The organism is Nocardia sp. NPDC050630, from assembly GCF_044457245.1.
Lineage (GTDB): Bacteria > Actinomycetota > Actinomycetes > Mycobacteriales > Mycobacteriaceae > Nocardia.
In genome coordinates, this window is record NZ_JBITGN010000001.1 from 1,123,622 (window position 1) to 1,147,622 (window position 24,001).

General features: G+C 66.1%; 15 protein-coding genes. 4 read left to right on the forward strand and 11 right to left on the reverse strand.

Translation table 11 applies throughout. The annotated features are described in order from the left end of the window. Nucleotides 1-10 precede the first annotated feature (10 nt). Complete coding sequence (locus ACIBG0_RS04865) at nucleotides 11-283, forward strand: hypothetical protein (RefSeq protein ID WP_397029276.1); 273 nt, start codon at nucleotides 11-13, stop codon at nucleotides 281-283. A gap of 96 nt (nucleotides 284-379) precedes the next feature. Here the strand turns inward: ACIBG0_RS04865 and ACIBG0_RS04870 are convergent, their stop codons facing one another. After that, complete coding sequence (locus ACIBG0_RS04870) at nucleotides 380-1,921, reverse strand: FGGY-family carbohydrate kinase (protein WP_397029278.1); 1,542 nt, start codon at nucleotides 1,919-1,921, stop codon at nucleotides 380-382. Between the two features lie 127 nt (nucleotides 1,922-2,048). On the opposite strand from ACIBG0_RS04870, the gene ACIBG0_RS04875 reads away from it, so the two are divergent. Next, nucleotides 2,049-2,729: a hypothetical protein gene (locus ACIBG0_RS04875; protein WP_397029280.1), complete on the forward strand. Its 681-nt coding sequence runs from the start codon at nucleotides 2,049-2,051 to the stop codon at nucleotides 2,727-2,729. Nucleotides 2,730-2,879: 150 nt separating this feature from the next. Here the strand turns inward: ACIBG0_RS04875 and ACIBG0_RS04880 are convergent, their stop codons facing one another. From ACIBG0_RS04880 to ACIBG0_RS04890, 3 genes are read right to left on the reverse strand one after another with little or no spacing between them, the layout of a single operon-like run. Then, nucleotides 2,880-3,161 carry a hypothetical protein gene (locus ACIBG0_RS04880; protein ID WP_397029282.1) on the reverse strand — a complete coding sequence of 94 codons (282 nt, stop codon included), beginning with the start codon at nucleotides 3,159-3,161 and terminating at the stop codon, nucleotides 2,880-2,882. 21 nt (nucleotides 3,162-3,182) lie between these two features. After that, the gene (locus tag ACIBG0_RS04885; protein WP_397029284.1) at nucleotides 3,183-3,494 is read right to left on the reverse strand and encodes an alcohol dehydrogenase catalytic domain-containing protein; all 312 of its coding nucleotides are present in this window, start codon (nucleotides 3,492-3,494) and stop codon (nucleotides 3,183-3,185) included. Between the two features lie 6 nt (nucleotides 3,495-3,500). After that, complete coding sequence (locus ACIBG0_RS04890) at nucleotides 3,501-3,779, reverse strand: hypothetical protein (protein ID WP_397029286.1); 279 nt, start codon at nucleotides 3,777-3,779, stop codon at nucleotides 3,501-3,503. A gap of 208 nt (nucleotides 3,780-3,987) precedes the next feature. On the opposite strand from ACIBG0_RS04890, the gene ACIBG0_RS04895 reads away from it, so the two are divergent. Next, nucleotides 3,988-4,203, forward strand: a complete 216-nt coding sequence (locus ACIBG0_RS04895) for a hypothetical protein (RefSeq protein ID WP_397029288.1) — start codon at nucleotides 3,988-3,990, stop codon at nucleotides 4,201-4,203. A gap of 59 nt (nucleotides 4,204-4,262) precedes the next feature. Here ACIBG0_RS04895 and ACIBG0_RS04900 read toward each other — a convergent pair whose 3' ends face one another. Then, nucleotides 4,263-4,682, reverse strand: a complete 420-nt coding sequence (locus tag ACIBG0_RS04900; protein WP_397029290.1) for a winged helix-turn-helix transcriptional regulator — start codon at nucleotides 4,680-4,682, stop codon at nucleotides 4,263-4,265. 122 nt (nucleotides 4,683-4,804) lie between these two features. Between ACIBG0_RS04900 and ACIBG0_RS04905 the strand changes: the two genes are divergently transcribed. Then, the gene (locus tag ACIBG0_RS04905; protein WP_397029292.1) at nucleotides 4,805-5,737 is read left to right on the forward strand and encodes an NADP-dependent oxidoreductase; all 933 of its coding nucleotides are present in this window, start codon (nucleotides 4,805-4,807) and stop codon (nucleotides 5,735-5,737) included. Nucleotides 5,738-6,209: 472 nt separating this feature from the next. On the opposite strand, the gene ACIBG0_RS04910 is transcribed toward ACIBG0_RS04905, so the two are convergent. From ACIBG0_RS04910 to ACIBG0_RS04935, 6 genes are read right to left on the reverse strand one after another with little or no spacing between them, the layout of a single operon-like run. After that, a complete protein-coding gene (locus tag ACIBG0_RS04910) occupies nucleotides 6,210-6,854 on the reverse strand; it encodes a hypothetical protein (RefSeq protein WP_397029294.1) in 645 nt (214 codons plus the stop codon). Further along, on the reverse strand, nucleotides 6,851-8,059 hold the full coding sequence (locus ACIBG0_RS04915) for a cytochrome P450 (protein ID WP_397029296.1): 1,209 nt from the start codon (nucleotides 8,057-8,059) through the stop codon (nucleotides 6,851-6,853). Before ACIBG0_RS04915 ends, ACIBG0_RS04910 begins: the two co-directional genes overlap by 4 nt. Next, the gene (locus ACIBG0_RS04920; RefSeq protein ID WP_397029298.1) at nucleotides 8,056-8,721 is read right to left on the reverse strand and encodes a glutathione S-transferase family protein; all 666 of its coding nucleotides are present in this window, start codon (nucleotides 8,719-8,721) and stop codon (nucleotides 8,056-8,058) included. Before ACIBG0_RS04920 ends, ACIBG0_RS04915 begins: the two co-directional genes overlap by 4 nt. Beyond that, nucleotides 8,718-11,705 carry a type I polyketide synthase gene (locus tag ACIBG0_RS04925; RefSeq protein WP_397029300.1) on the reverse strand — a complete coding sequence of 996 codons (2,988 nt, stop codon included), beginning with the start codon at nucleotides 11,703-11,705 and terminating at the stop codon, nucleotides 8,718-8,720. Before ACIBG0_RS04925 ends, ACIBG0_RS04920 begins: the two co-directional genes overlap by 4 nt. Next, complete coding sequence (locus ACIBG0_RS04930) at nucleotides 11,702-17,008, reverse strand: type I polyketide synthase (protein ID WP_397029302.1); 5,307 nt, start codon at nucleotides 17,006-17,008, stop codon at nucleotides 11,702-11,704. The genes ACIBG0_RS04925 and ACIBG0_RS04930 overlap by 4 nt, the downstream gene beginning before the upstream one ends. Continuing rightward, nucleotides 17,001-23,582: an acyltransferase domain-containing protein gene (locus ACIBG0_RS04935; RefSeq protein ID WP_397029304.1), complete on the reverse strand. Its 6,582-nt coding sequence runs from the start codon at nucleotides 23,580-23,582 to the stop codon at nucleotides 17,001-17,003. Before ACIBG0_RS04935 ends, ACIBG0_RS04930 begins: the two co-directional genes overlap by 8 nt. Nucleotides 23,583-24,001 lie beyond the last annotated feature (419 nt).

Genomic DNA, 24,001 nt, shown 5'->3' on the forward strand with positions numbered 1-24,001 from the left:
CGGCGGCCGCGTGATCGATCACCGCGTGCATCGCCACCACGGCGACCTCCACATGATCATGGTGGTTGCCTATCCCAGCAGCGCGAGAACCTGCACCGCCGGTGCGCTGCAGCAGTTCCGGCATGAGGCGCTGCGGGGCGACGCGTTCGACCCGAGCCACCGACAACACCGCGTCATCAAAATGCCGGAAATTACCACCAGTGCGCACGTGAGCAACATTTCTCTCCGGGCATCAGCCGTGCCGCAAACACCTCGTTCAACGTCAACACGCTATCAGGTGTGACCACAACAATATTCACACCCACTGCCTCATGAGTTGCAGCATCTGGATGCGCAGGGCGCAACCGGTGAGACGGCCTCATCGACAGGTCACTGGGAATCACCGCCGACCCGAGGACCCCTTCCGACCCGAATCGCTCGGTCGGCTCGAATTACTAGGTCCACCCGAGTCAGTCGGTCCGCCTGAACCATTCGGCCCGCCCGAATTACTCGGTGGGCATGAACTATTCGGTCCGCCCGAATCATTCGGTCGGCCTGAACCACTCGGTCGACCCGAGTCACTCGATCGACTCGAATTCGACTGCGCACCGGAGACAATGTCGGACGGCGCGGCTCCATCGCGCCGAACTGTCGCGGACGAGGAGCCCGTCGTTGAGACGGTGGACGCCGATTCGTGCTTCGATGAACCGGCAGGCGGTTCGGTGACCGGCAGCGGTGAGATGTCATATGCCGAACGGGCCGTGGGCGTCGCCCACCATGTCGCAACAACGGCGAGACGTGGGGGCGCGGTGGGGTTGTCGACGAGCATCGCGTGCGGCGGCACCTCTGGCGCAGCGATCGGCGGCACCCCGACCGGGATCGGATCGAGATAGGGATCGAAACGCGGTGCCGGGGGCGCCTGGAGCGCGGACCCGTGGTCCATGGTTCGCCCGAACGGCACTGCGGCAGGTGCGAGCAGTCCCGTGGTGAGCACCGCGGCCGTCAGGGCTGCGACGCGTGGTTCGCGGCGGCTGGGGGGCACGACCGCCGGGCCGTCGTCGCTCGCGGCGGCGCGGGACGCGAGCAGCGCGGCGCCCAGCGCGACCGTGTGTGCCGGATCGGGACCGAGGACAATCGGGAGTTCGAGTTCGTCGGCCAGCACCCGTGCCACTGCTGCGGGCCGGGCCGCGCCACCGACCAGCAGGATGCGGTCGATATCGGATACCGAGACCCGGGCGGCACGGACGCAGTCGCGCACCAGCACAACCGACTCACGCACCTGGTGGATGCGCAACTCGGCGATAGCGTCGGCGGATACGCCCTCCGTCCACCGTGTTTCGGCGTCCGGAGCAAGGTCGTGACCATATCGGGCCACCGCCACATCGAGTGCACGACCGCCGAAATCGTAGGAGCGCACCGGCGGTCCGGCCAACATGCCGGCACGCACTATTGCGATATCGAGGCAACTCGCGCCGAGGTCGTAGACCAGGACGAGTTCGGATTCCACCGCGCCACTACAGGTTTCGAGCCACGCGACTGCGGCGATCGGCTCGGGGACCAGTCCGACTCCCGTTGCTCGGACCTTATCCAACGCCGAACGGAGTTCGGCGATCCGATCGCCGGAATATATTGCCGGGTAGGCCAATACGCTGCGCACCGACGCTGCGGCCAGCCGATTCACCACTGCCGCAACCAGATCGGTGCAGCACAGAACCCGCCCTGCTACGACAACGATCGGATCCTGTGCAATCGCCAGATCCGCGAAATCCGCCAGCACCGTGGCGTCGCGAGGAACCGCGCCGACGGATGCGGTGCCGTCACTGGAGAAGGTCACCGTGGTGCGTCGGGTGGTCACCAACGGATGCGTGGGGTCATCGGTCACCGCGGCCGATACCGCGTTTACCGAGCCGATGCTCAATCCGAGAGCTTGGGTCGTTCTCATCTCATCCTCACGCGCGATCCGCGCCTGCTCGCACGGACGATCCACCATCTTTACCCGACCAAAGACATAGATTAGCCTGTCCTAACAATTGCTGTGAATATTCTGTGAACACTGTCTGGAGGCCCCTATGTCTGACGGTAGGACCGCTGAAGCACCTGGTCAGATGTCCACCACCGCGATCGTGGTGTTGCCGCGCACGCGGGCGGCCGCCACGATCTGGGGCGAGGTGCACCCGGTCGTCGCGTCGGGGCGTCGTTGGCCCGAGAGCAATCCGCAACATGCTGTGGCACTTCATGATTCGTGGTGGACGGTGGCTGCCGCGGGTTTGCTGGCCACCGTGACGCTCGGTGCGGCGCTATGGATCGCCGACCACCTCGACGTCGATCGGCAGTTGCACACTGTCGGCCTGTTCATCCACCTGGCCGCCCTCGTACTCGGCTTCGGTGGCGTCCTCATCGCGGACTATCTGATGCTGGTCTGGTTGGCCGGGCGGGCCGCCCTTGCCGAAGCGTTGGCCGGTATCGCGCGCCTGCATGTGCCGATCTGGGTCGGCCTGGTCGGGCTGGTCGCCAGTGGATGCCTACTGGAGCCGAATCTCGGCTCTGGCTTGACGCGAACCAAGATGGCATTCGTTCTGATCCTGACGCTCAACGGGATTCAGGCGCTGCTGCTGGGCAAACGCCTGACCAACCATGTGTCCACGCCACTGACGACGCGTCTGCTGCTCTGGGGCGCGGCATCGGGTGCCGTCTCACAGATCTGCTGGTGGGGCGCCATCGGTATCGGCTTCTGGAACACCGAACACTAATCCCCGTCCCCGGAGTGTTGGGGCGGCCACGACTTGACCGCGGGGGCTCACCCATGAGCTCGCCGAAGATCTGCGGCGCGGCCTGAATCAGCACGCCAATGTTGAGGCCGATGATGTGGACCTGGTGCTTGTACACCAGTTCCCAGTTGGTTACCGCGGCGTCGCCACCTGCCATGCCGTAGACGATGATCCGGCCGGTGACCGGTTTGGCTGCGGCCAGGCTGGCGCCGGCGAGGCGGTCGCGATGACTCTCGCACCGTCATGCTTGGCCATTCTGACCGCGGCCTGGCCGGTGGCGCTCGCGGCGGCGTGGATCAGTACGGTTTGTCCTGCGGCGATGCCACCAGGAGGCTTGAGCGCGGCCAGTGCGGTGGGCCAGTTCACGACCAGACCCAGCGCCTGCTGATCCTCCCAGCCGGGCGGCACGGGCATCGCCGCGATCGCTGGCAGGAATCATGTACTCGGCGAAGGCCCCGTTACCGACTCCGATGACGTGGGCGCCGGCTGCAGGCCGGTCACCGACTCCCCGACCGCGACAACCTCACCGGCGCCCTCGAAGCCCGCCACATAGGGCGGGCGCGGGCCGCCCAGGAACGTCCCGTAGGACTGCATTATGTCGCGGAAGTTGACGCCCGTGGCGGTGACCCGGATCAGGACCTCGCCCCGTCTGGGATTCGGTACCGGCGCGTCGGTGATCAGCCGCATATCCTGCGGAGCGTCGAGGGAGGTCTGCTGCAGCGCGCGCATGGTCGCGGGAATGCTCATCGGCGATCAGCCTTTCTTACTTTCGAGGCACAGGAGACGGATCGGGGGCCCACCCTGCGGGCTGCTCCCCTCCCCATGTAGACCCCGGCTACCGCAAAAGGAATCGGTCTCCCCGAACTGCATGGCGGTATCGACGCGGCGGCCGGTGAAGGCCAACCCGTTGTCGGACAACACCATTCGTGGTGTCCCGTAGTGTTCGGTCGCGTGTGCCATGCCGCGCCAGGCACCCTCGGTGTCCTCGCGGGGCCAGGCCAGGTCGGTTACGTCGTAGCGGGGAGTGGTCATCGAGGAGTTGAAGATCACAAGCCCCGGGTCGCCGTCGCGTCGGTCAGGACGCTAGATCGTCGAAAGTCATAGTCGCCGAATCTCAGTCCACCAGCGCGGCCCCGCCCCGCTCCATAACAGCAGCCTGAATCCACCCGCCCGCATCCGCCGTCCGATTCCGGCGGCGCAGCGTGCCGCCCACCAGCTGAAATGGGCCGTCGCGGTATCCATGGCCCACGGACCCACAGCCACGCTGGCCATCGTCGATGAGCTGTCCGCCCTCACCGCGCTGCGCGGCTACCACCTGCTGCCTGCCGTCCGAGGTGATCTGCTGCTCGAGCTCGAACGTCGCGACGAGGCACGCTCGGGGTTCGAACGGGCCGCGGCGATGACCAGCAAGCAGGCCGAGCGGACGCTGCTGCTCGACCGGGCCGCGTTCTGCTGATCGGTGGCTCGATGGGTATTCCGAACCTACCTGTTGCTGAAGCCGATTCGGTTGGCAATTCAGGAGGCTGTGATGATTGGTTCGGGGTCTTGTTCTGGTCGTTCGTCGTAGGCGTATCGGGCGGCGAGTACCTCGTTGATGTTCACCTCCGACCACACCCGGATCGAGGTCAGCAGCCCGAGAACGCTGCGACCCAGCTCGGTGACGGAGTATTCGACCCGCGGCGGCACTGTCGGATAGAGCGCGCGGGTGACCAAGCCGTCGCGCTCCAGGTTGCGCAATGTCTGGGTGAGCATCTTCTGGGTGATTCCATCCACGCGCCGCCGCAGCTGACCGAAACGCACAGGCCCGTCGGCCAGCGCACCCATCACCAGCATCGTCCACTTGTTGGCCAAGACGTCGAGAATGGTGCGCGATGGACACTTCGCCAGATACGCGTCAGCTCCACCATAAAACCGCAGATCAGAGGTAGTACCCATAAGGTGCCTATATACCATCGGAGTGCGTACTGTTCAACAGGTTCCTTAGCGCCGAAGATTGTCCCCGGGCCGGGAAATCCGGGTTCGGAAGCAAGAGCCGTTGATACAGAAGAGGTTTGGTAATGCGCGCGATCGTGCAACGCTCGTTCGGAGGTCCGCAGGTACTCCAGGTCGCCGAGGCGATCCGGCCGGTGCCGGGTGCGACCGAGGTGCTGGTGCGGGTGCACGCGGTGAGCATCAACCCGGTAGAGCCGATAATCCGTTCCGGCGCCTTCCCGTTGATCGGGCAGCCACCGTTCACCCTGGGCTGGGACCTCTCCGGCGTCGTGGAGGAAGTCGATCCCGGCGTCAACCGGTTCCGGGTGGGGGACGAGGTGTACGGAATGCCGTATTTCCCCAAGGCGGCAGGTGGATACGCAGAGTACGTGGTCGCTCCGTCACGGCAGCTGGTGCGCAAACCGAGTGGTCTGACCCACGCCGAGGCTGCCGCGCTCCCGCTGGCCGGGCTCACCGCATGGCAGATGTTGGTCGATATCGCGGAACTGCAGGCGGGACAGCGGGTTCTGGTCCACGGAGCCGGTGGGGGTGTGGGCCACCTGGCCGTTCAGATCGCCAAGGCCCGCGGCGCGTACGTGATCGGAACCGCCAGCGCAGGCAAACACGAGTTCCTGCGCGGATTAGGTGTCGACAAGCTGATCGATTATCGCACCGCCGATTTCGTCGATGTGGTGCGCGATGTCGACGTCGTACTCGAGACCATCGGCGGTGGCACAGCCGAACGCTCGCTGTCGACCCTACGCAAGGGCGGCATCCTCGTGACCGCGGTGGACAAGGCCAGCACTGCCCTACCGAAACTGGCCGCGGCAGCTGGTGTTCGATTCGCCGGAATCTCCGTCGAACCCGACGTCGTCGGGCTCGAGGCGCTCACTCAGCTGGTCGAGTCCGGCAAGCTGCATCCGTACGTGCAGCAGACGCTGCCCCTCGAAAACGCCGCCAAGGCACACGAACTGGTCGAGCAGGGCAACGTGCAAGGCAAAATCGTCCTGACCGCGTGACCACGATTCCCCTGATCAGCAAGTCGACAGTCAGGCCGAAAGCCGCATCGGTGCTGGGTTATTCGTGTCTGGTGGAGCCGCGCAGGGCATGCGCCGTATCCCGCCGCTGATCGAGGAACTCGCTATCGTCGAGACGCGGCGGGCGAACGTGCGCAAGACCGGTCTCGGCGGCGGTCGGTGGCGATGTGTGCACGAGTACTTCTATTGTGCGTCGCTAGAGCGACGCCCACCGTCGAGCGCTTCCGTCGCATCCTCGAAGTTCAGCGTGCCGCCTTCCTTCGCGACGGAGCGCCCTCGTTGGCGGCGCGGCGCAGCGATCTACGCAGGTTCAAGGCAGCCTGATCGCCCGGCGCAGCGTCATCGAGGAGGCGGTCAACACCGACTTCGGACATCGCTCGCGAAATGAGACCGCGATGATGGAGGTCATGGGCGTCGTTCTGGGCATCGACTACCTGGCGCCATCTCCGCCGCTTCAGCCTCGAGCGGGCGAGTGCCGCACGCTCCGCACCACGATCGCGCCGTAATCGCGGCTTGGCGGGTCCGGATAGTAGTTGGGGACGATGTGGCTTCGGTCGGGCACCAGATAGTTGTGCCCTCGGTACATCTCCAAGAAGGGATCGACCAGGCAGCCGCCGAGTGTGCGTAACACGTAGTCGGGGGCGTCGATCTCGCCGAATCGGCGGCAGTATGCGTCGTAGCCGGGGATCTTTGCTCCGGTGAGGACATAATCCAGTCCGTAGCGCTCGGCCAGCTCGACTGGGGTTTCCATCATCACCGCGTATGCTGTGCCGCCGCGTGCGGTGCGCTTCAGTGAGCCCGAAGCCAGGTAGATGGCGTTCGCGGTGTCCAGATCGATGACCGGATAGTAACCGTGACCGGTCACCGTGTGCCAATCGCTGAGTTCGGAAATGCGGTCCGCCTCATACCGCATGGGGAAGCCCATCAAGGTGCCGACGACCTCGCCGTGCTGTTCGAAGATCCAGAACCCCTCGGGATACGCACGAAGGCGAGCTGTCATCTGGTCACGGCTCGCTCGCTGCGATTCCTCCCAGTCTTGCTCGACAGCCATGATCTCGTCCAGGTCGTCCAACGTCGCCTGCCGCACCAGGATCGTCATCGTATCCCCCAGGTCACGGGAAGTCGCTCCAGGCCGTGCACGAATACGCCATCCTTCCATCGCAATGTATCGGGATCGACCGCGAACTCCAGTCGGGGGAAGCGCCGCACCACGGCGCTGATCGCGACCGTCGCCTCCAGTCTTGCCAGTGCGGCCCCGAGGCAGAAGTGCGGTCCGAGGCCGAACCCCAAGTGCCGGTTCGGTGTTCGGGTGATGTCGAACCGTTCGGGTTCGGGAAACTGCGCGTCGTCATGATGTGCCGACAGCAGCGACGCGACGACCAATTCCTCGGCCGGAATGACCGTGCCCCGGAACTCGACATCGGTCAGCGAAAAGGCTCCGGTGCTGTTCTTCACCGGAGGGCAGTATCGCACCACCTCCTCGATCGCCGGTTCGATGAGCGCTGGTGTGGCACGCAGCCGCATCAGTTCCGCGGGATTCCGTAGCAGCGCCCATGCCGCGTTGCCGATGAGGTTTCCCGTCGTTTCGAAACCCGCGGCGATGAGCAAGAAGATCATGCTCATCAGTTCCACCGGCGACAGCCGGTCACGATGAGTCTGCGCCTCGATCAACGCACTGGTGAGGTCGTCGCGGCGCTGTCGGCGGCGTATCTCGAGGAATTCCTCGAGATACTGCTGGAACTCGATCGCCATGGTGCGCAGCGCGTCGAAATCTCCCTCCGACGGCGGAGCGATCAGGATCCTGGTCCACTCCCGGAACCGCTCCTGGTCTTCGATCGGTATCCCGATCAGCTCGGCTAGGACGGTGATCGGCAGCCGGAAGGCCAGTGCATCGAGCAGGTCCACCGAGTCCTGCTGCTCGGCCTGGTCCAGCAGCCTGTCGGTGGCTGCGGCGACGTATGGACGGAGCTCGATGATCCGGTGAGGAGTAAACGCCTTGGCGACCAGGGCACGCAATCTTGTGTGCTCCGGGGGATCGGCGTAGAGCATGTGCTTGTCCAGCTGGTCGAATTCTGTCACCCGGAAGTACCTGGATCGCGCCGCGTCGGACAGCTTCCGCTTGTCCTTGCTGAAACGATTGTCGCGGAGCAGTTCGACGACGTCGGCGTAGCGGGTCACACGCCACTCAGGTGCTTGCTGGTGCGGGTTGAACAGGCGGATGATCGGCGCCTCGGACCGCATCCGCGCCAGTGTCGGCAGGGGATCGACACGCATCTGTTCACCCCACAGGTCGAACCGGTTCACTCGGGCCGCTCCAGCACTTGTCCGACCCGGCGCCAGGTGGGTCTGTCACTGATCTCTCGCCACCAGCGCGCAAGGTTCGGTCGCGCGTCGATCAGGTCTACACCGTTGGAGGCGACGAGATACTGCAAGTAGGGCAGCCAGGTCACCTCGGCGAGTGAGAACTCGGGTCCGGCGAGGAATTGCTGCCTGGACAGCGTGGCGTCCGCGACGTCGAACGCGGTTGCCAGCTCACCGCGCGCCGCAGCGATGGCGTTCCGATCTGGTGGTGGCGGAAGGAATTTCGCGCCCGGGCTGCGGCGGATGATCTCGTACACAGGGCCGGCGCGGACGAGGTCCCACACCGGTCCGCTGACGTAGCTCTGCTCGATGCTGATCCACTGTTCCATCAGCCCGCGCAGCCTGAGGTCGTCCGGTGTCAGTGCCGGGCCCGGCAACCGATGGTCCAGATAGCGGATGATAGCCCGCGATTCGTACAGCAGGAACCCATCGTCCTCCAGTACCGGAATCTCACCGAACGGCTGGAGTTTCCGGTGCTCCGGCGACTTGTCCTGCCCTTGGAGAACACTCACCTCGACCAGCTCGGCGTGCTGATTCTTCTCGGCCAGGACCATCAGTACCTTGTGGGTGCAGGCACTGGTGGCCGCCCCGTACACCTTCATCATGTTTCGTCCTTCGTGTACTCCGTGAGCACTTTCAACAGATACCGGGTGACCGCCCTCGGGGTCTGATGATCGAAGGCGAGCGTCGACGGCAGCGCGAGTCCGGTTCGCGCCGCGAGTTCGTGTCGCAGCTGCACGGCCATCAGGGAATCCATGCCGAGTGCCATGAACTTCCCGTCCACCGGGACGTCCGAGGGCGAAGGTAGCTGGAGTAACGCCGCCGTGTCCTGGCGGACTGCTGCCTCGATCGCGGCCTCCCGATCGCCGTTCGGCAACCCGATCAGTTCATCGACCCAGTGCGCCGGCACGACGGCCACCTGTTCGCTGGGCGGTGCCGGTGTGTCGAGCCAATGACGTTTGCGCTGCCATGGATAGCGCGGCAACGGTGCGACCCGGCGCCGATCCGGGTACAGGCGGGCGAAGTCCACTGGATAGCCCGCGGCGTAGAGCTCGGCAATCGAGTTGAGCAGGCTGCGTTGTTCCGGGCGCTCCCTGCGCAGCGTCGGGATTGCAGCTGCTGTGCCGAGACAGTTCGCGATATGGCCGGAGAGCACGGAATGCGGCGCTATCTCGAGGAAGATCTGCTGCCCATCGCGGGCTGCGGCGTGCACAGCGTCAGCGAATCGGACCGGCTGCCGTACGTTGTTCGCCCAATAGTCGCCGGTCAATTCGCTTCCGGCGATCCGGTCTCCGCCCACCGTGCTGTACATGGGGCACGTTGTGGGGCCGCACTCTACCGCGGCGAGTTCCTTCGCGAGCTTTGTGGCCATCGGGGCCATGGAAGGGGAGTGGAATGCGTAGCCGCCCGGCAACCAGCGGCAGTGGACGTCTCGCCGCTGGAGCGGGTCGAGCACGGTGTGCAACTCGTCCACCGAGCCGGACAGTACGACGGACCGGTCGTCGTTGATCGCTGCCACCACGACCGAAGTGTTCGATCCGGCAATAACGTTCGCGATCTCATCCGGCCCCAGCGCGACGGCAACCATCGCCCCCGAACCGTCGGCCGGCGCCATGAGGCGTCCTCTCGATACCACGATCCTGATGGCTTCCGCCAGGCTCAGCGCACCCGCGACATGCGCGGCGGCGATCTCACCAACACTGTGCCCGATGACTGCGTCGGGCCGAATACCCCACGACGCGAGCAGGGCCGACAGCGCAATCTGGCATGCGAACAGCGCGGGTTGGGCGATCTCCGTGCGGTGTAACCTCGATTCGTCTTCTGGCGCAGCCAGTTCCGCGAGCAACGATAACGATGTGTGCTCCGCGACCAATCGGTCGCATTCTTCGAGTGCGGCGCGGAAAATCGGTTCACTGCCCTGCAGCTCGCGACCCATACCGATCCACTGCGCCCCCTGCCCGGAGAAGACGTAGGTGATCGTGGGTGCCGTGGCTCGCGCCCGCGTGGCACCGGCGCGCACGAATGCGTGCAGCTGCTCGGCCAGTTCGGCACCGGAGGCACCAACTACTGCGGTCCGCCAGTCGTGATGATCACGCCGGGCTCCCGCCGTATAGGCGACATCGCACGGATCATCTTCCCGCTCGAGCACATTCGCGTGTGCGATAGCCAACTCGATCAGTGCCGTCGGGCTGCGCGCCGACAGCGGGAGCAGGACCGGTCCGCCCCGCGGCGGCAGCTGCTCGACCGTGGGCGCCTCGGCGACGACGACATGCGCGTTGGTGCCGCTCATACCGAACGAACTGACACCCACGATCCGCGGCTTCTCGCCCTCCGGCCACGCGATGGTCTTCGTCGGGATGACGAAAGGTGTTCCAGTCAGGGAAATCCTCGGATTGAGCGTGCCGAAGTGCAGGTTGCGGGGGATTTCCCCGTGCTGCAAGGCCAGTACCGCCTTGACCAGTCCGGCGATGCCCGCGGCGGCCTCGAGATGTCCGATGTTGGTCTTGACCGCACCCAGTACGCAACCGCCACTGTTCGCGTCCACCTCATCGAAAACCTCGGCCAGTGCCTCGATCTCGACCGGGTCTCCGAGTGCGGTGCCGGTTCCATGGGTCTCCACATACCCGATATCGACGGGGCGCACCTGGGCATCGGCGAATGCTTGGCGCAGCAGGTCCCGCTGCGCCAGTGGATTGGGTGCGGTCAGCCCGGCCGAGCGACCGTCGGAGTTCATTGCCGAACCCCGCAGGACTGCCAGTACTCGATCGCCGTCGGCCAGTGCATCGGAGAGCCTCTTCAGCACAACGATTCCGCAGCCCTCGCCGCGGACGAACCCGTTCGCGCGGGCGTCGAAGCTACGGCACCGGCCATCCGGCGACAGCGCTTGTAGATCGCTGATCATCTCGGTCACCGCTTCGTCCAGAACGAGATTCACCCCACCGGCCAGCGCGAGCGAGCTTTCCCCTGTCCGCAGGCTCCGGATCGCAAGATGTACCGCGACCAGCGATGATGAGCACGCGGTGTCCACCGCGAGACTCGGCCCACGCAGCCCGAGCAGGTACGACAACCGACCCGCGCCGAAACTGTGGGCCGTTCCGGTGCCGGTATAGCCGCTCATTGCGCCGGACCGCGCGCTGAGCAGCAGGTAGTCGTTGCTGCTCATCCCTACGAAGACGCCGGTTCGGCTGCCGGCCAGCCGCTCGGTCGCCACTCCGGCGTCTTCCAGCGCCTCCCAGGCGACCTCGAGCAGCAGCCGATGCTGCGGATCCAGCGCGTCGGCTTCCCGCGGGGCGATCCCGAAGAACGCCCCGTCGAATCCGTCCACCGAGGGCAGGAAAGCGCCGGTTGCCCCAGCGTCACCGGCGGCACGGTCGGGTCGTTGGGACACTGTGTCGACACCGTCGGCGAGCAGTGTCCAGAATGCTTCGGGGTCGTCGGCGCCACCCGGGAAACGGCAGCCCATGCCGATTACCGCAATAGCTTCGGTGTGCTGTCGCCGCAGCCGCACGACCTCGGCTTCCATCGTGCGCAGCGCGGAAGCGGCTTTCACGAGCTGTGTGCGATAACGTTGCTCGTCGGCGATGTTCACATCAACTCCCCCTCTTCGAGCCGGTTTATCGAATCGTCGATCTGCGCCAGCAGATCGTCCATGTCCAGCTCTGCGAGTTCATCTAGTTGGCCGGTGGTCGCCTGCGGCTCGGCCATGCCGAGTGCGTCGAGTAGCTGTCCGGTCAGCGCGAGCACTGTCGGCGCGCTGTACAGCAGCGTCGCCGACAGTCGTACGCCTAGTGCGGATTCGAGCCGATTCCGAAGTTCGAGCGCCATCAGCGAGTCGACGCCCATGGTGGTCAGCGGCGCTTTCCGGTCGATCAGAGCTGGGTCGAGGTGCAGTACCTGGCTGAGTTGTCCGGTCACGACGGTGTCGATCAAACTCGGGCGTTCGGCAGCGGCGGCCACGCGCAGCCGGTCCGCGAACTCGGTCGGCCGTCCGCTGGTGTTCCCGCGGTTGTCGTCGTCGAGTTCGGCGTACAGCGACGCACCGGCCAGAGACGGGTAGAACGCGAGCCATTGCCGCAGATCGAGATTCGCCGCCACGACCTGGCTGGCGCTGCCGCCCAGCAGGCGACCCAGGATGTCCACACCTTGCGCAGGGGTGATGGTGCCGACCCCCCGGTGCGCGAGTCGCTGCCCTTCCGACTCGCGCCTCGCCATGATTCCGTCCTGCGAGTACAGCCCCCAGTCCACGCACAATGCCGTTCTGCCACTGCATTCCCGATGCCGCGCGAGCCCGCCCAGAAATGCGTTGGCGGCCGCGTAGCTCGCCTGTCCCGGTGAGCCGAGCACAGCCGACGCTGAGGAGTACATGACGAAGAAGTCCAGCTCCCGGTCCCCGGTCAGTTCGTGCAGGTTCCACGCGCCGCGGATCTTGGGTGCCAGGACCCGATCGAATCGTTCGGCATCCAGTCCCAGAATGGTCCGATCGTCGAGCACCATGGCCGTGTGCAGCACTCCGCGCAGCGGTGGCATCCGGTCATCGATATCGGCGAGCACCCTGGCGACGTCCGCGCGCCGGGCGACGTCCGCGCGCGCCACCACCACCTCGACACCATCGCGCCTGAGCTCGGCGATCCTCGCCTGTGCGTCCGGACCCGGTTCGTGCCGTCCGGCCAGCACGAGGTGCCGCGCCCCCCGGGTTGCCAGCCAGCGTGCCAGGCCGATACCGAGCCCGCCGAGCCCACCGCTGATCAGGTATGTCCCGCCGGTCAGCGCCGGCTCGGCATTCCCGTAGTCGAACCGGGTCCGTACCAGCCTGGCGAGCTTGCGCCCTTCCTCGCGCAGCGCGATTTCGTCTTCGCGATCTGATGCGACGAGTTCGGGAAGGAGTTCCGCGGCGCACCGAGTGGGCGTCCACTCCGAGTCGAGGTCCACCCGGGCGCATTCCAGTTCGGGATGCTCGACGCTCAATGTCCTTGCCAGTCCCCACAGCGGAACTTGGGACACCGCAACCGGTTCGCGGCCTACCTGCTGCGCTCCTCGGGTGACCAGCCACAAGCGGGGATGGTCCCGCAGGCCAAGGCGAGCGAGCGCGCGGACCAGGCGCACCGTGCTGAGCCCGGTGGTGTGCTGATCCTTGGTCAGGGTATCGGCGGTGACGTATTCGGTGTCGGTGGTATCCAGGCTCCACAGGTGCACCACACCGGCACAGCCCGGTTCGCCCTGGGCGAGGTTGTCCAGCAGCGCGTTCCAGGCTTCGTCGTCGGCAACGTCGATATCGTCCTTGCCGACCAGGACGCAGGTTCGGCCGCGTTGTTTGAGCAGTGCGGCCAGGGCGCTGCCGACACCGGAGGAATCGGCGAGCACGAGCCAGCTACCGGCAGCCCCGTCGCGCCGATCCGGCGCTACGAGACGTTCCCCCGCGGCCCAATCCACCCGGTAGAGCCAGTCTCGGTACGGATCCGGTTCGGCGAGCTCGGCCACCGTGAGCCCATCGACCTCGATCAGCACGGTGCCGTCCTCGTCGAGCACCAGCAGATCACCGCAGTGTTCGGTGGACCTTGCGCGCGCGTGTACCCACACCCGTCGACCGATCGGCCCGTGCACTCGAAGCCGCTCGATCCGCGCCGGAACGATTCCTCCGGTCGGCAGCCGGTCGAGCAGTACACCGCCGAGGACCTGGAAGCAGGCGTCCAGCAGGGCCGGATGGCAGACGTACCCCGTGGACGACTCCGCAAGCTCGATCGCCGCGATGCTCTCACCCGCACCGGTCCAGATTCGTTGCACCCCACGAAAGGCCGGGCCGTAGTCGATGGTTCGCCCGGCATATCGCGCGTAGTGCTCGTCCGCAGTGACCTCGGTGCGACAGCGGTCCCGCACCGACGTCAGCGGCTCGGCCGTAGGTGGTCCGTCGTCGGCACGGCCGATCGTCCCATGTGCACAGCGCACCCACGGCTCGGAATTGTCTGCGCGGGCATATACCTGGAAGCCGTCGGCGTCCTCGATGAATTGGAAGTGGCCGGAGCCGTCGCTGCCGAGAATTGTCATACGTTCGAATACGAGATCATTCAGAACCGATGATCGCCCTGAGGCGTACAGCGCCATCTCCACATAGCCCGACGCCGGGAACACGACCACACCGTCGACGGTGTGGTCGGCCAGATAGGGCAGATCCAGTTCCCGCTCCCAGATCCGAGTCCCCGGCGAGGTCGCGAGGCTGACCGGCTCGCCGAGAAACGGGTGTCCGCGTTGCTCTGGGGGGACCGGAGTCCGGTCCACCCAGTAACGCTCGCGCCGCCACGGATAAGCGGGTAGCGGTACGCAGCGCCCGCCGCCGGGGTGCAGCGCGGGCCAGTCGACCCGGCTGCCCCGGACATATAGCGCGGCAAGCGATCCGAGGAATATCTCGCGTTCGTCGTGTCCGCGACGACCTGACGCGACGACCGTACCGCCGTCCTCTTCTATCGAAGTCAGCAGGATCGGGTGCGGACTCAACTCGACGAATACCGTCGGGCCCGCCGCAATCTGTTCGCGGACCGCCTCGGAGAACAGCACGGGTTCTCGTAGATTGCGGACCCAGTAGGCGGCATCCAGTTCGGCGCCGCCGCAGAAACTTCCGAGCACGGTGGACCACATCGGCACCGCGCCGGCCTTCGGTTCCAGTACACCCAGCTCACGGCCGAGCTCATCGGTGATTGCGTCGACTTGCGGGCTGTGCGCGGCGACCTCGACCTTGATTCGGCGGCAGAACACCCCGGCGTCGGTCAGCTGGGCCACGATCTCGTCCAGTGCGTCCGGAGCACCAGACAGCACCGTCGAACGCGCACTGTTGCTCGCCGCGATCGACACCCGGTCCGCCCACTCCGAAAGCGCCGCGTTCGCCTCCTCGAACGGCAGCTCCACCTGCGCCATCGCGCCGCGTCCAGTCAGTGTGCGCAGTAACCGGCTGCGGCGGACGATGATTCGCGCCGCATCCGTCAGGGAGAGCGCGCCGGCCACGTGCGCGGCGGCCACCTCGCCCAAGCTGTGGCCGATGACCGCGTCGGGCTCGATGCCCTTCGATCGCCACAACGCCGCCAAGCCGACCTCCATCGCGAACAGCACAGGCTGGACGATGTCGATCCGGTTCAGCCGGGACTCGGACGGATCGGCGGTCAGTTCAGCAATGACCGACCATTGCGCTTCGTCGCGGATCGCGTCGTCGCACGCCTCGACAGCCGAGCGGAACACCGGCTCACTGTCGAACAGCGCGCGGCCCATACCGAGCCACTGCGAGCCCTGTCCGGGAAATACGAACACGGTCCGGTGCCGTTGGGCAGGTTCGGTACCCGACACCAGCTGCGGTTGTCCGTCTGCGGACACCACCAGTGCGGCACGGTGTTCGTGATGGTGTCTTCGGATGGCCGCGGTGTAGGCGATATCGGCGATCTCGGCCTGCCTGTCGGCCAGCGTCGTCCGGAACGCCGCGACAAGTTCGATCAGCCCCTGTGCGTCGCGCGCGGAAATCGGTACCAGGGCGGACCCTGAGGTGGGCGCAGCCACGGGAGGTTCGACTCGCTCCGGCGGATCGGCGATGATGACGTGTGCGTTCGTCCCGCTGATACCGAACGAGCTGATTCCCGCCATCCGCGTCACACCGTCGCGTCTCGGCCACGGGACCGGTTCTCTGGGCAGCACCAGAGCGGTTCCGTCGAGGTCGATCCGGGGATTCAGCGTGTGCAAATGCAGGTTCGCCGGAATACGCTCCCAGCGCAACGCGAGCACGGCCTTGATCAACCCGATCACCCCGGCAGCCGCCTCGAGATGACCGATGTTGGTCTTCACCGCACCGAGCACGCAGTGTGAGCCGTCCGCCCTCGGCTTTCCGATCACATCGATGAGCGCATCCACTTCGATCGGATCACCCAGGGGCGTTCCGGTGCCGTGTGTTTCGACATAGCCGATATCCGCCGCGTCGGCGCGCGCGTTGCGCAATGCCTGACGTAGCAACGCTTTCTGCGCGGACACGTTCGGCGCGGTCAGCCCGGATGAACGGCCGTCGGAGTTCACCGCGGACCCACGGATCACGGCGAGCACCGGATCGCCATCTGCCACCGCGACGGACAGACGTTTGAGGACCAGCATTCCGCATCCCTCACCGCGGACGTAGCCATCGGCCAACGCGTCGAAGGTCTTGCACCGCCCGTCGTCGGACAGTGCGCGAGAGCTGGCCATCATGTCGGTCATGTCTCTGGCCAGCATCACGTTGACACCACCGGCCAGCGCCATCGTGCTCTCGCCGGATCGCAGGCTCTGCACCGCGAGATGCACCGCGACCAGCGACGACGAACACGCCGTGTCCACCACCATGCTCGGCCCCTGCAACCCGAGCACATACGACAGCCGTCCGGCGGGGAATGAGTGCCCGTTGCCGGTCACGGTGTAGATATCGCGCTTGCCGACGCTGAGCCGGTCGTAATCGGTGACGACGACGCCGGCGAACACACCGGTTCGCGAGCCGTTCAACTGCTCTGGCAGGGCCCGTCCCGCCTGCTCCAGCGCCTCCCAGGCCACTTCCAGCAGCAGGCGTTGCTGGGGGTCCATCGCCTCGGCTTCGCGAGGCGATATACCGAAGAAGGCCGGGTCGAATCGGTCCACACCGGACAGGAAGCCGCCCCAGCGGCTCCCGGTGGCGCCGTCGTCGGCTGCCCACCGGTCCGGGGGCACGTCGCTGATCGCGTCGACGCCACCGTCGATCAGCCGCCAGAACTCGTCCGGGTTAGTGCCGCCGCCGGGCACCCGGCAACTCATGCCGATGACGGCGATCGGCTCGGTCTTCGCCAGCAGTTCGCGGTCCAACCGTGCCTGCAGTGTTCGGATGGCCGTCAGAGCCTGCTTCACCGACGCCTGCTCAGTCATTGCCCAGTTCCTGTTCGACCAGCCGGATACTGTCCAGTAGCATGGCCTCGGCTTCGGCGTCCGAGAGTAGATCGAGGTCCGTCATCAGGGATGGCTCGTCCTCCGATTCCGAATCCGGTTGCCGCGCCGAGGGTTGCGTCACCGCGAGTTCATCCGCGATGAACTCCGCGAGCGCGGCGACGGTGGAGTAGGTGAACAGCAGCGCGACCGACAACCGGATGCCGAGCGTGGACTCCAGCCGGTTGCGTAGCTCCACCGCCATGATCGACCCCATGCCCATGCCCTGGAACGTCGCCCTCCGGCTCAGGTTCGCTGGATCTCGTTGCAGCGTCAGGGAAAGCTGGTCCGTCAGGTGCTTCTCGAGCAGCGCGCCTCGTTCGGAGACACTGGCCGCGGCCAGCCTGGCGGCGAATGCGGTAGGTCTGTCCGGGGCCCTGGTTTCGACCGCATCGAAAAAGGGCGCGCCGGCCGCTCCGGGGTACGACTCGAACCAGTGTCGGAGGTTCGGATCCATGACTGCGAGCCGACCGAGATTCGAGCCGATACCACGATCCAACGCCCGCGTGAGACTCCTCCCGGGCGCTTCGGCGATGCCTTGTGCCGCTGTGTCTGCCCGCGCGACATGCAAACTCAGTGCGGGCAGGCCCAGGGCACGGCGGTGGTGGGCGATGGCATCGAGCCGAGCACTGTCCGGTGCGTCACCTGGGCGACCGAACAATGCGGCGACCGAGGAGCAGAGGATAAAGAAATCGAGCCTGCGATCGAGTGTGTGCTGGTGCCACCGCCATGCGCTGTCACCATTCCCTGTGTGGATCAGCCCGCGCAATGGGCCTGCGGCGGTTTCGATCTCGGCGATCAGGGAGCTCATCTCACGGTCGCCGATGTCGTATGTGTCGACGGTCAGCACTCGGGCCCCCGGGACGTCGATCGGCCCGATGGCAGCGGCCCGGCTCACGATCACGATGTTGCGCGCGCCGCAGTCGGTCATCCACTGGGCATACGGCTCGGCTGATTCCGTGGCGCCGCAGACAATCAGATATGTGCCGTCCGACTGCAACTGCGCCGCCCGCTCAGCGGCCTCGGGCACCCGAACCAGCCTGGCGACGAACCGGCCGTGGGTACGCAGGGCCACATCGGTATCCCGGTCGTCGCTGAGCAATTCTGTTGCCAGTGTGGCCACTTCATCGGGCGTCGGCCGCGCCGTGAGGTCCACTCGCGTGACGGACAGCGTAGGGTAGTCGAGCCCTATCGCCCTGCCGAGTCCCCACAGGGACGCTTGGTCGACGCTGACCGGAGTGGTATCCGCGCCGACTGCCTGTGCGGCACGGGTCAGCAGCCACAGTCGTGGCCGATCCCGCCATCCCATTCCGGTCAGCGCCTCGGCCAGCGCACTCGCGCTGGAGGCGCCGAGACTGCCGATGTGCACCACCCCGGCAGGTGGTTGTCCGGGAAGAACGGTGCGCAGCGACTCGGTCGTGGCAGAGCTGAGTGCCCGGTCGGTCTTCAGATCGCAGGGAATGTCTCGCGCACGTAACGCGTCCGCGAGTTCGGTGCCGAGGGCGTCCTCACCCGCGAACACGATCCACGGCCCGATTCGCTCTCGCAATGATGCTCGGTGTGGGACTTCGCGCCATTCCACGGTGTAGAGGCAATCCGCGGCCGGATCCGGATCGGTGGGCGCGAGCGAGCTCAGACGCACGCCCTCGACTTCCACCAGCACCCGGCCGTCGTCGTCGAGCAGGTAGAGGTCACCACCCGGACCGGCCGATCGGCCGTGCGCCCAGACCGGGCCGGTCGGCGCCCGATACACCCGCAACCGGCCGATCTCGGTCACCACATAACTGCCTGACGAACCGTTACACAGGGCGATCAGCGCCTGCAGACCAGCATCGAGCATCGGGGGATGGACGCGGTAATCGGCACGGCGAGACAGTGTCGGCGGGATGACCCTCGCCAGCACCTCGTCCTGGCCGAACCACAACTCGGAGACCCCACTCAGGTGCTCGCCGATATCCAGTCCCGCCCTGGCCAGTGCCCGATAGTGGTCGGCGCCGTCCCGACGCGTCGTGCAGCGCTTTCGGATCGAAGCCGGCTGTTCGTGCACGTGCGGCGTACCAGTGTCTGGGCCGACGGTAGCCAGCGCATGCCGCACCCAGTCCGGACCACGGCGGCTGAACATCTGGAAGAGTTCGTCCCGGGTGCTGATCACCGTCTGGGTCGTGGGCGTCACCGCAGCGGTCAGCTCCAACAAGCGTTCGAACGTGAGCCGAGTAACGGCGATATCCGTGGTCTCATAGGCCTCCGCGGCCGCAGCCAACGCCATTTCGGCGAAGGTGGCCGCGGAAAGCGCAACGCTCCCGCCCACCGTGAGGTCGGCCAGATACGGCAGGTGTGCCGGGTCCAAAGCGCGGTGCCAGTACCAGGTTCCGTGCTCGACCGCCGAGACCAGACCGGTACCCAGCAGGGGGTGACCTTCGGCAGTGCGGGACAGGACAGCGCGCCGGTCCGCCGCGAGCCAGTACCGCTTTCGCTGCCACGGATACGCGGGCAGCGACACGACTCGACCGGTACCCAGGAGCCGATCGAAGTCCGGCGCGCAACCGGCCGCATACAACGCGCCGGCGGCCCGCCGCAGCGACGACAGGTCGTCCTCGTCCCTGCGCAATGAACCGAAGACGTAACCATCGATGCCGCGGGCGGCAAAACATTGCTGGATATTTTCCATCAGGACCGGATGCGGGCCGATCTCCAGGAAAACTCGGTACCCGTCGGAGATCGCCGCGTCCATCGCATCCGCAAACCGTACGGTTTGCCGGACGTTTCGCCTCCAGTAGTCCGAGTCGAATCGCTGATCGGCAGCGAGCTTCCCGGAAACTGTGCTGTAGACGGGCAACCGGTTCGCTTCGGGCGCAAGTGTGCCGAGTGCCTGGGACAAGTCATCCGCAGCCGGATCCATCTGCGCGCTGTGGAAGGCGTAACCGACCCGGAGTTCACGGAAAGCGACGCCGTCGCGACGCAGCCGTCCGAGCAAGTCCGCCAGTGCGGAGTCACTGCCCGAGACGACCGTCGAATACGGATCGTTGACCGCTGCGATCGCCACTTCCCCCCGGTATTCCCGGAGCATGCCGCGCAACCGGTCGGCAGGCAGTTCGACCGAAGCCATGCCGCCCTCCCCAGGCACCACCGCGGCGTGCATCGACCGGCTGCGGTGATATACCACCTCGACCGATTCGGCGAGCGAGAGTGCCCCGGCCACATACGCTGCGGTGACCTCGCCGACACTGTGGCCGATTACAGCGTCCGGCACGAGTCCCCATGCCTGCCACAGCCGAATGACCCCCACCTGGATTGCGAACAGCGCGGGTTGCGCGACCGCGGTGAGGTGCAGGCGGCTGTGTTCCGCCGATGCGGTGAGCTCGTCGGTCAGCGACCAACGGGTCAGTGGCCGCAGCAATTCATCGCATTCCTCGACGGCGGCGCGGAAGACCGGTTCGGTCAACAAGTTCCGGCCCATTCCGATCCATTGCGAACCCTGACCGGAGCACACGAACACCGTCCGGCGCCGCTCGCCATGCTCCACGGTGCCCATCCACGTGTTGCTCGGCATGCTGCCCCCGACTGTGGCGCGCAAGGAGTCGGCCAGCTCATTCGGCGACGCACCCGTCACAGCGAGACGGTGTTCGTGATGGTCCCGCCTGGCGGCCGCCGTATAACACAGGTCACCCAGGGCGATTCCATCGTCGCTGATGAGCTTGCGCGCCATGTCGTTCGCCGATGCGAACAGGGAATCACGGGATCGAGCGGAAAGCACCAGCAACTCCGTCCGGCCGTGGTCCGGCACAGGGGGCCGGGCGGCGCCTCGGACGTAGAGCGCACCGAGCGAATCGATCAGCGTCGAGCAGTCGCGGTCGCCTCGTCGCAATGTCGGCAGCGCCCGGCCGCCGTTCTGCTCGACCACCGGGGCGAGAATCGGATGCGGGTCTACGTCGATGAAGATGTGACTGTCGTCGGCAAGCAAGCATTCCATCGTGTTTCGGAATCGCCACGGCTCGCGTTCGGTGCGCACCCAGTGCTCGGCGACCAACTGCGTGCCGTCCATCCGCTCACCGGTGACCGAGGAATAGAACGGTATTCGGGTCTCGCCCGGCCGCACATCCGCGAGCGCGTCCCGCAAATCGGGCAGTATCGGATCCACATGGGGACTGTGCGAGGCGTAGTCGACCCTGATCAGAGCCGACCCGATCGATCGCCCCGCGAGTTCCTGCCGCATTGCCTCGATGGTCTCTCGGTTACCCGAGACCACAGTGGATTCCGGTCCGGCCTCGCCTGCGACCCACACCCGGCCCCCGTGTCGGGACACCAGTTCGTTCGTGTCCGCAACGGACAGATCTAGTAGGGCCATAGCGCCGTGACCGGAGAGATTGCCCGCCAACGTGGCGCGCCGACACATGATCAACACAGCGTCGTCGAGGCTGAGCGCACCGGCGACGTGCGCGGCGGCCACCTCACCCATGCTCATCCCGGCGACGGCATCGGGCTCGACTCCCCGTGATCGCCACAGCTCGGTCAGCGCGACCTGCATCGCGAAAATTGCGGGTTGGGCAAGCTCGGTGCGCTCGATCCAGCTCTGGTCGGCCGAGGTCAGCAACTGAGTGAGGGACCAGTCGACGTGCCGGCGCAGCGCGGTCTCACACCGGTTGATCGCTGACCGGAATGTGGGCTCACGTAGCAGCCACGCGCCCATTCCGGTCCACTGTGATCCCTGCCCGCCGAACAGGAATGTGATTCTCGGCCGGTCTTTTTCGACTGTTCCGGTGCTGATTCCGGCTCCGGTGTAGCCGCTGTAGAACTTCTCGCTGGCAGCCGCGAGATCATCGGGGTCGCGCACCGACAGCGCGAGCCGGTGCGAGCCTTCCGCTTTCGCCGAGGGGGAAGCACACAACCTGGCCAGCGATGCTCGGTCCCGAACGGTCGCCAGATCACGCACGGCGACACGAAGGCCGTCCTCGCTGTCCGCGGCGAGCGGCAGAAGGTGGATCGGAGGGTTTTCGCCGCTTTCCAGGATCACGTGACAGTTCGTCCCGCCGAACCCGAATGCACTCACCCCAGCGAGGAGGCGGCCTCCGGCGTCGCCTCGCCACTTCTCCGGCCGCGAAAGTATCCGCAAGCCCCATTCCTCGAAGGGGATGTGCGGACTGGCTTGCGCGAATTGGCCGGAGGGCGGCAGCGTGCGATGCCGCATCGCCAGCAGCACCTTGATCAGCCCGGCGATCCCGGCCGCCGGTTCGAGATGCCCGATCGCGCTCTTGACCGAACCGATCGGCAGCAGTCGGTCAGGCGCCCGCTCCGCGCCGAGCACAGTGGCCAGCGCGCTCGCCTCGATCGGATCACCGAGCGCCGTTCCCGTCCCGTGCGCTTCAACGTACCCGACCTCGGACGGCGCAACGCCCGCTCGCCGATAGGCGCTGCGCAGCAAGGACTCCTGGGCCAGCAAGCTCGGCGCGGTGAGGCCATTGGTGAACCCATCGTGATTTACTGCGCTGCCCTTGATGACACCGTGAATCGGATTGCCGTGGGCCAACGCCCGGTCCAATGGCTTCAGCACGATCATCCCGGCGCCCTCGCCACGGCCGTACCCATCGGCGCGCGCATCGAACGCCTTGGAACGCCCGTCCGGTGCCAGCGCCCCGAGCCGTGCCAGCGCATGCACCGTATCCTGCGCCAGCATCAGACTCACACCACCGGCCAGCGCGATGTCACACTCGCCCGCCCGCAGGCTCTGCGCCGCGAGGTGCACGGCGACCAGTGACGATGAGCACGCGGTGTTCACCAAAAGGCTCGGTCCGCGTGCACCCAGCGTGTACGACAATCGGGCGGGAATGATGCTCGGATCGCCACCGGCCAACGTGTGTTCGGTGACCAGATCCGGGTCGGCGCGAATTCCCGCCCCGTACTCGCTCCACATCGCGCCGACGAACACACCGGTCTGGCTGCCGCCGAGACCGCCTACCGGAATACCCGCGTCATCAAGGGCTTCCTGCATCAATTCGAGCATTAACCTTTGCTGCGGATCGATGTGTGGAGCCTCGCGCGCAGAGATGCCGAAGAACTCGGGATCGAACTTGTCTATCCCATCGATGAACCCGCCGCGTGGGGGACCGTCCCCGGCCCACCGCCCGTCCGGGGGTTCGGTGAGCGCGTCCGAACCGGTGCTGAGCAGTCGCCAGTACGCCGCCGCGTCCGGAGCTCCGGGGAAGCGGCAGGCGAGACCGACGATAGCGATCGGCTGTGGCTCCGAACCCGGTGCCTCGTACTGTTGTAGTGGCTCCGACGTGGTCCCGATCAGCCAGCGTGCCAATGCAATCGGTGTCGGATGCGTCCACATTTGGGTCGGCGACACCGGTTGGCCGGTTGCCGCACTCAGCTCACCGGCAAGCATGGTCAAAGTCCGCGAATCGAGGCCGTAGCGGGTGAACGGCTCGCGTCCGTCGATCGCGGCGGGGTTCACCTGGCTCAACTCGCCCATTCTGGCAATGAGCCAGTCCCGCACGTCCTCCAAAGACCGGGACCGCATAGGGCCGCCCACCTCCAACACGCAAAATCCTCATCATTGCGTGGCCGTGTCCTGCGGCGTCGGCACGCGCCCGGATCATACCCTGGGTATATACCGAACAGTCTTCTTTGCGTGTGGCTCCCAGGTGTCGAAGCGTCCGCAACGTTCAGGGCGGATACATATGACAACCCTCGAAGCCGTGACAGGTGACGTATTGCCTCTGCCCGCGCGGTTCCCGGCAAAGAGAAACCAGTGAAGACAACATCGGCGTTCTAGGGCAACACTTCTCGGCCTGCTAGTGGATCCGAGCGATTACGGCTCGGCAACGGCATCCATAACTCGGCCACTGATCGAATCCGGCGTCCGCGCTACCGCCGCTGCTGACTCGGTGATGCGAAATACCTTGCGGTACAATACATCTGATATCTGCTGACAGCACT

Bases quoted from the DNA above. Each gene is read 5' to 3' on its own strand.
- ACIBG0_RS04930 (WP_397029302.1), bottom strand. From the start codon at position 17,008: ATGACTGAGCAGGCGTCGGTGAAGCAGGCTCTGACGGCCATCCGAACA.
- ACIBG0_RS04895 (WP_397029288.1), top strand. From the start codon at position 3,988: ATGGCCCACGGACCCACAGCCACGCTGGCCATCGTCGATGAGCTGTCC.
- ACIBG0_RS04875 (WP_397029280.1), top strand. From the start codon at position 2,049: ATGTCTGACGGTAGGACCGCTGAAGCACCTGGTCAGATGTCCACCACC.
- ACIBG0_RS04880 (WP_397029282.1), bottom strand. From the start codon at position 3,161: ATGCCCGTGCCGCCCGGCTGGGAGGATCAGCAGGCGCTGGGTCTGGTC.
- ACIBG0_RS04920 (WP_397029298.1), bottom strand. From the start codon at position 8,721: ATGATGAAGGTGTACGGGGCGGCCACCAGTGCCTGCACCCACAAGGTA.
- ACIBG0_RS04885 (WP_397029284.1), bottom strand. From the start codon at position 3,494: ATGAGCATTCCCGCGACCATGCGCGCGCTGCAGCAGACCTCCCTCGAC.
- ACIBG0_RS04890 (WP_397029286.1), bottom strand. From the start codon at position 3,779: ATGACCACTCCCCGCTACGACGTAACCGACCTGGCCTGGCCCCGCGAG.
- ACIBG0_RS04900 (WP_397029290.1), bottom strand. From the start codon at position 4,682: ATGGGTACTACCTCTGATCTGCGGTTTTATGGTGGAGCTGACGCGTAT.
- ACIBG0_RS04870 (WP_397029278.1), bottom strand. From the start codon at position 1,921: ATGAGAACGACCCAAGCTCTCGGATTGAGCATCGGCTCGGTAAACGCG.
- ACIBG0_RS04935 (WP_397029304.1), bottom strand. From the start codon at position 23,582: ATGCGGTCCCGGTCTTTGGAGGACGTGCGGGACTGGCTCATTGCCAGA.
- ACIBG0_RS04910 (WP_397029294.1), bottom strand. From the start codon at position 6,854: ATGACGATCCTGGTGCGGCAGGCGACGTTGGACGACCTGGACGAGATC.
- ACIBG0_RS04905 (WP_397029292.1), top strand. From the start codon at position 4,805: ATGCGCGCGATCGTGCAACGCTCGTTCGGAGGTCCGCAGGTACTCCAG.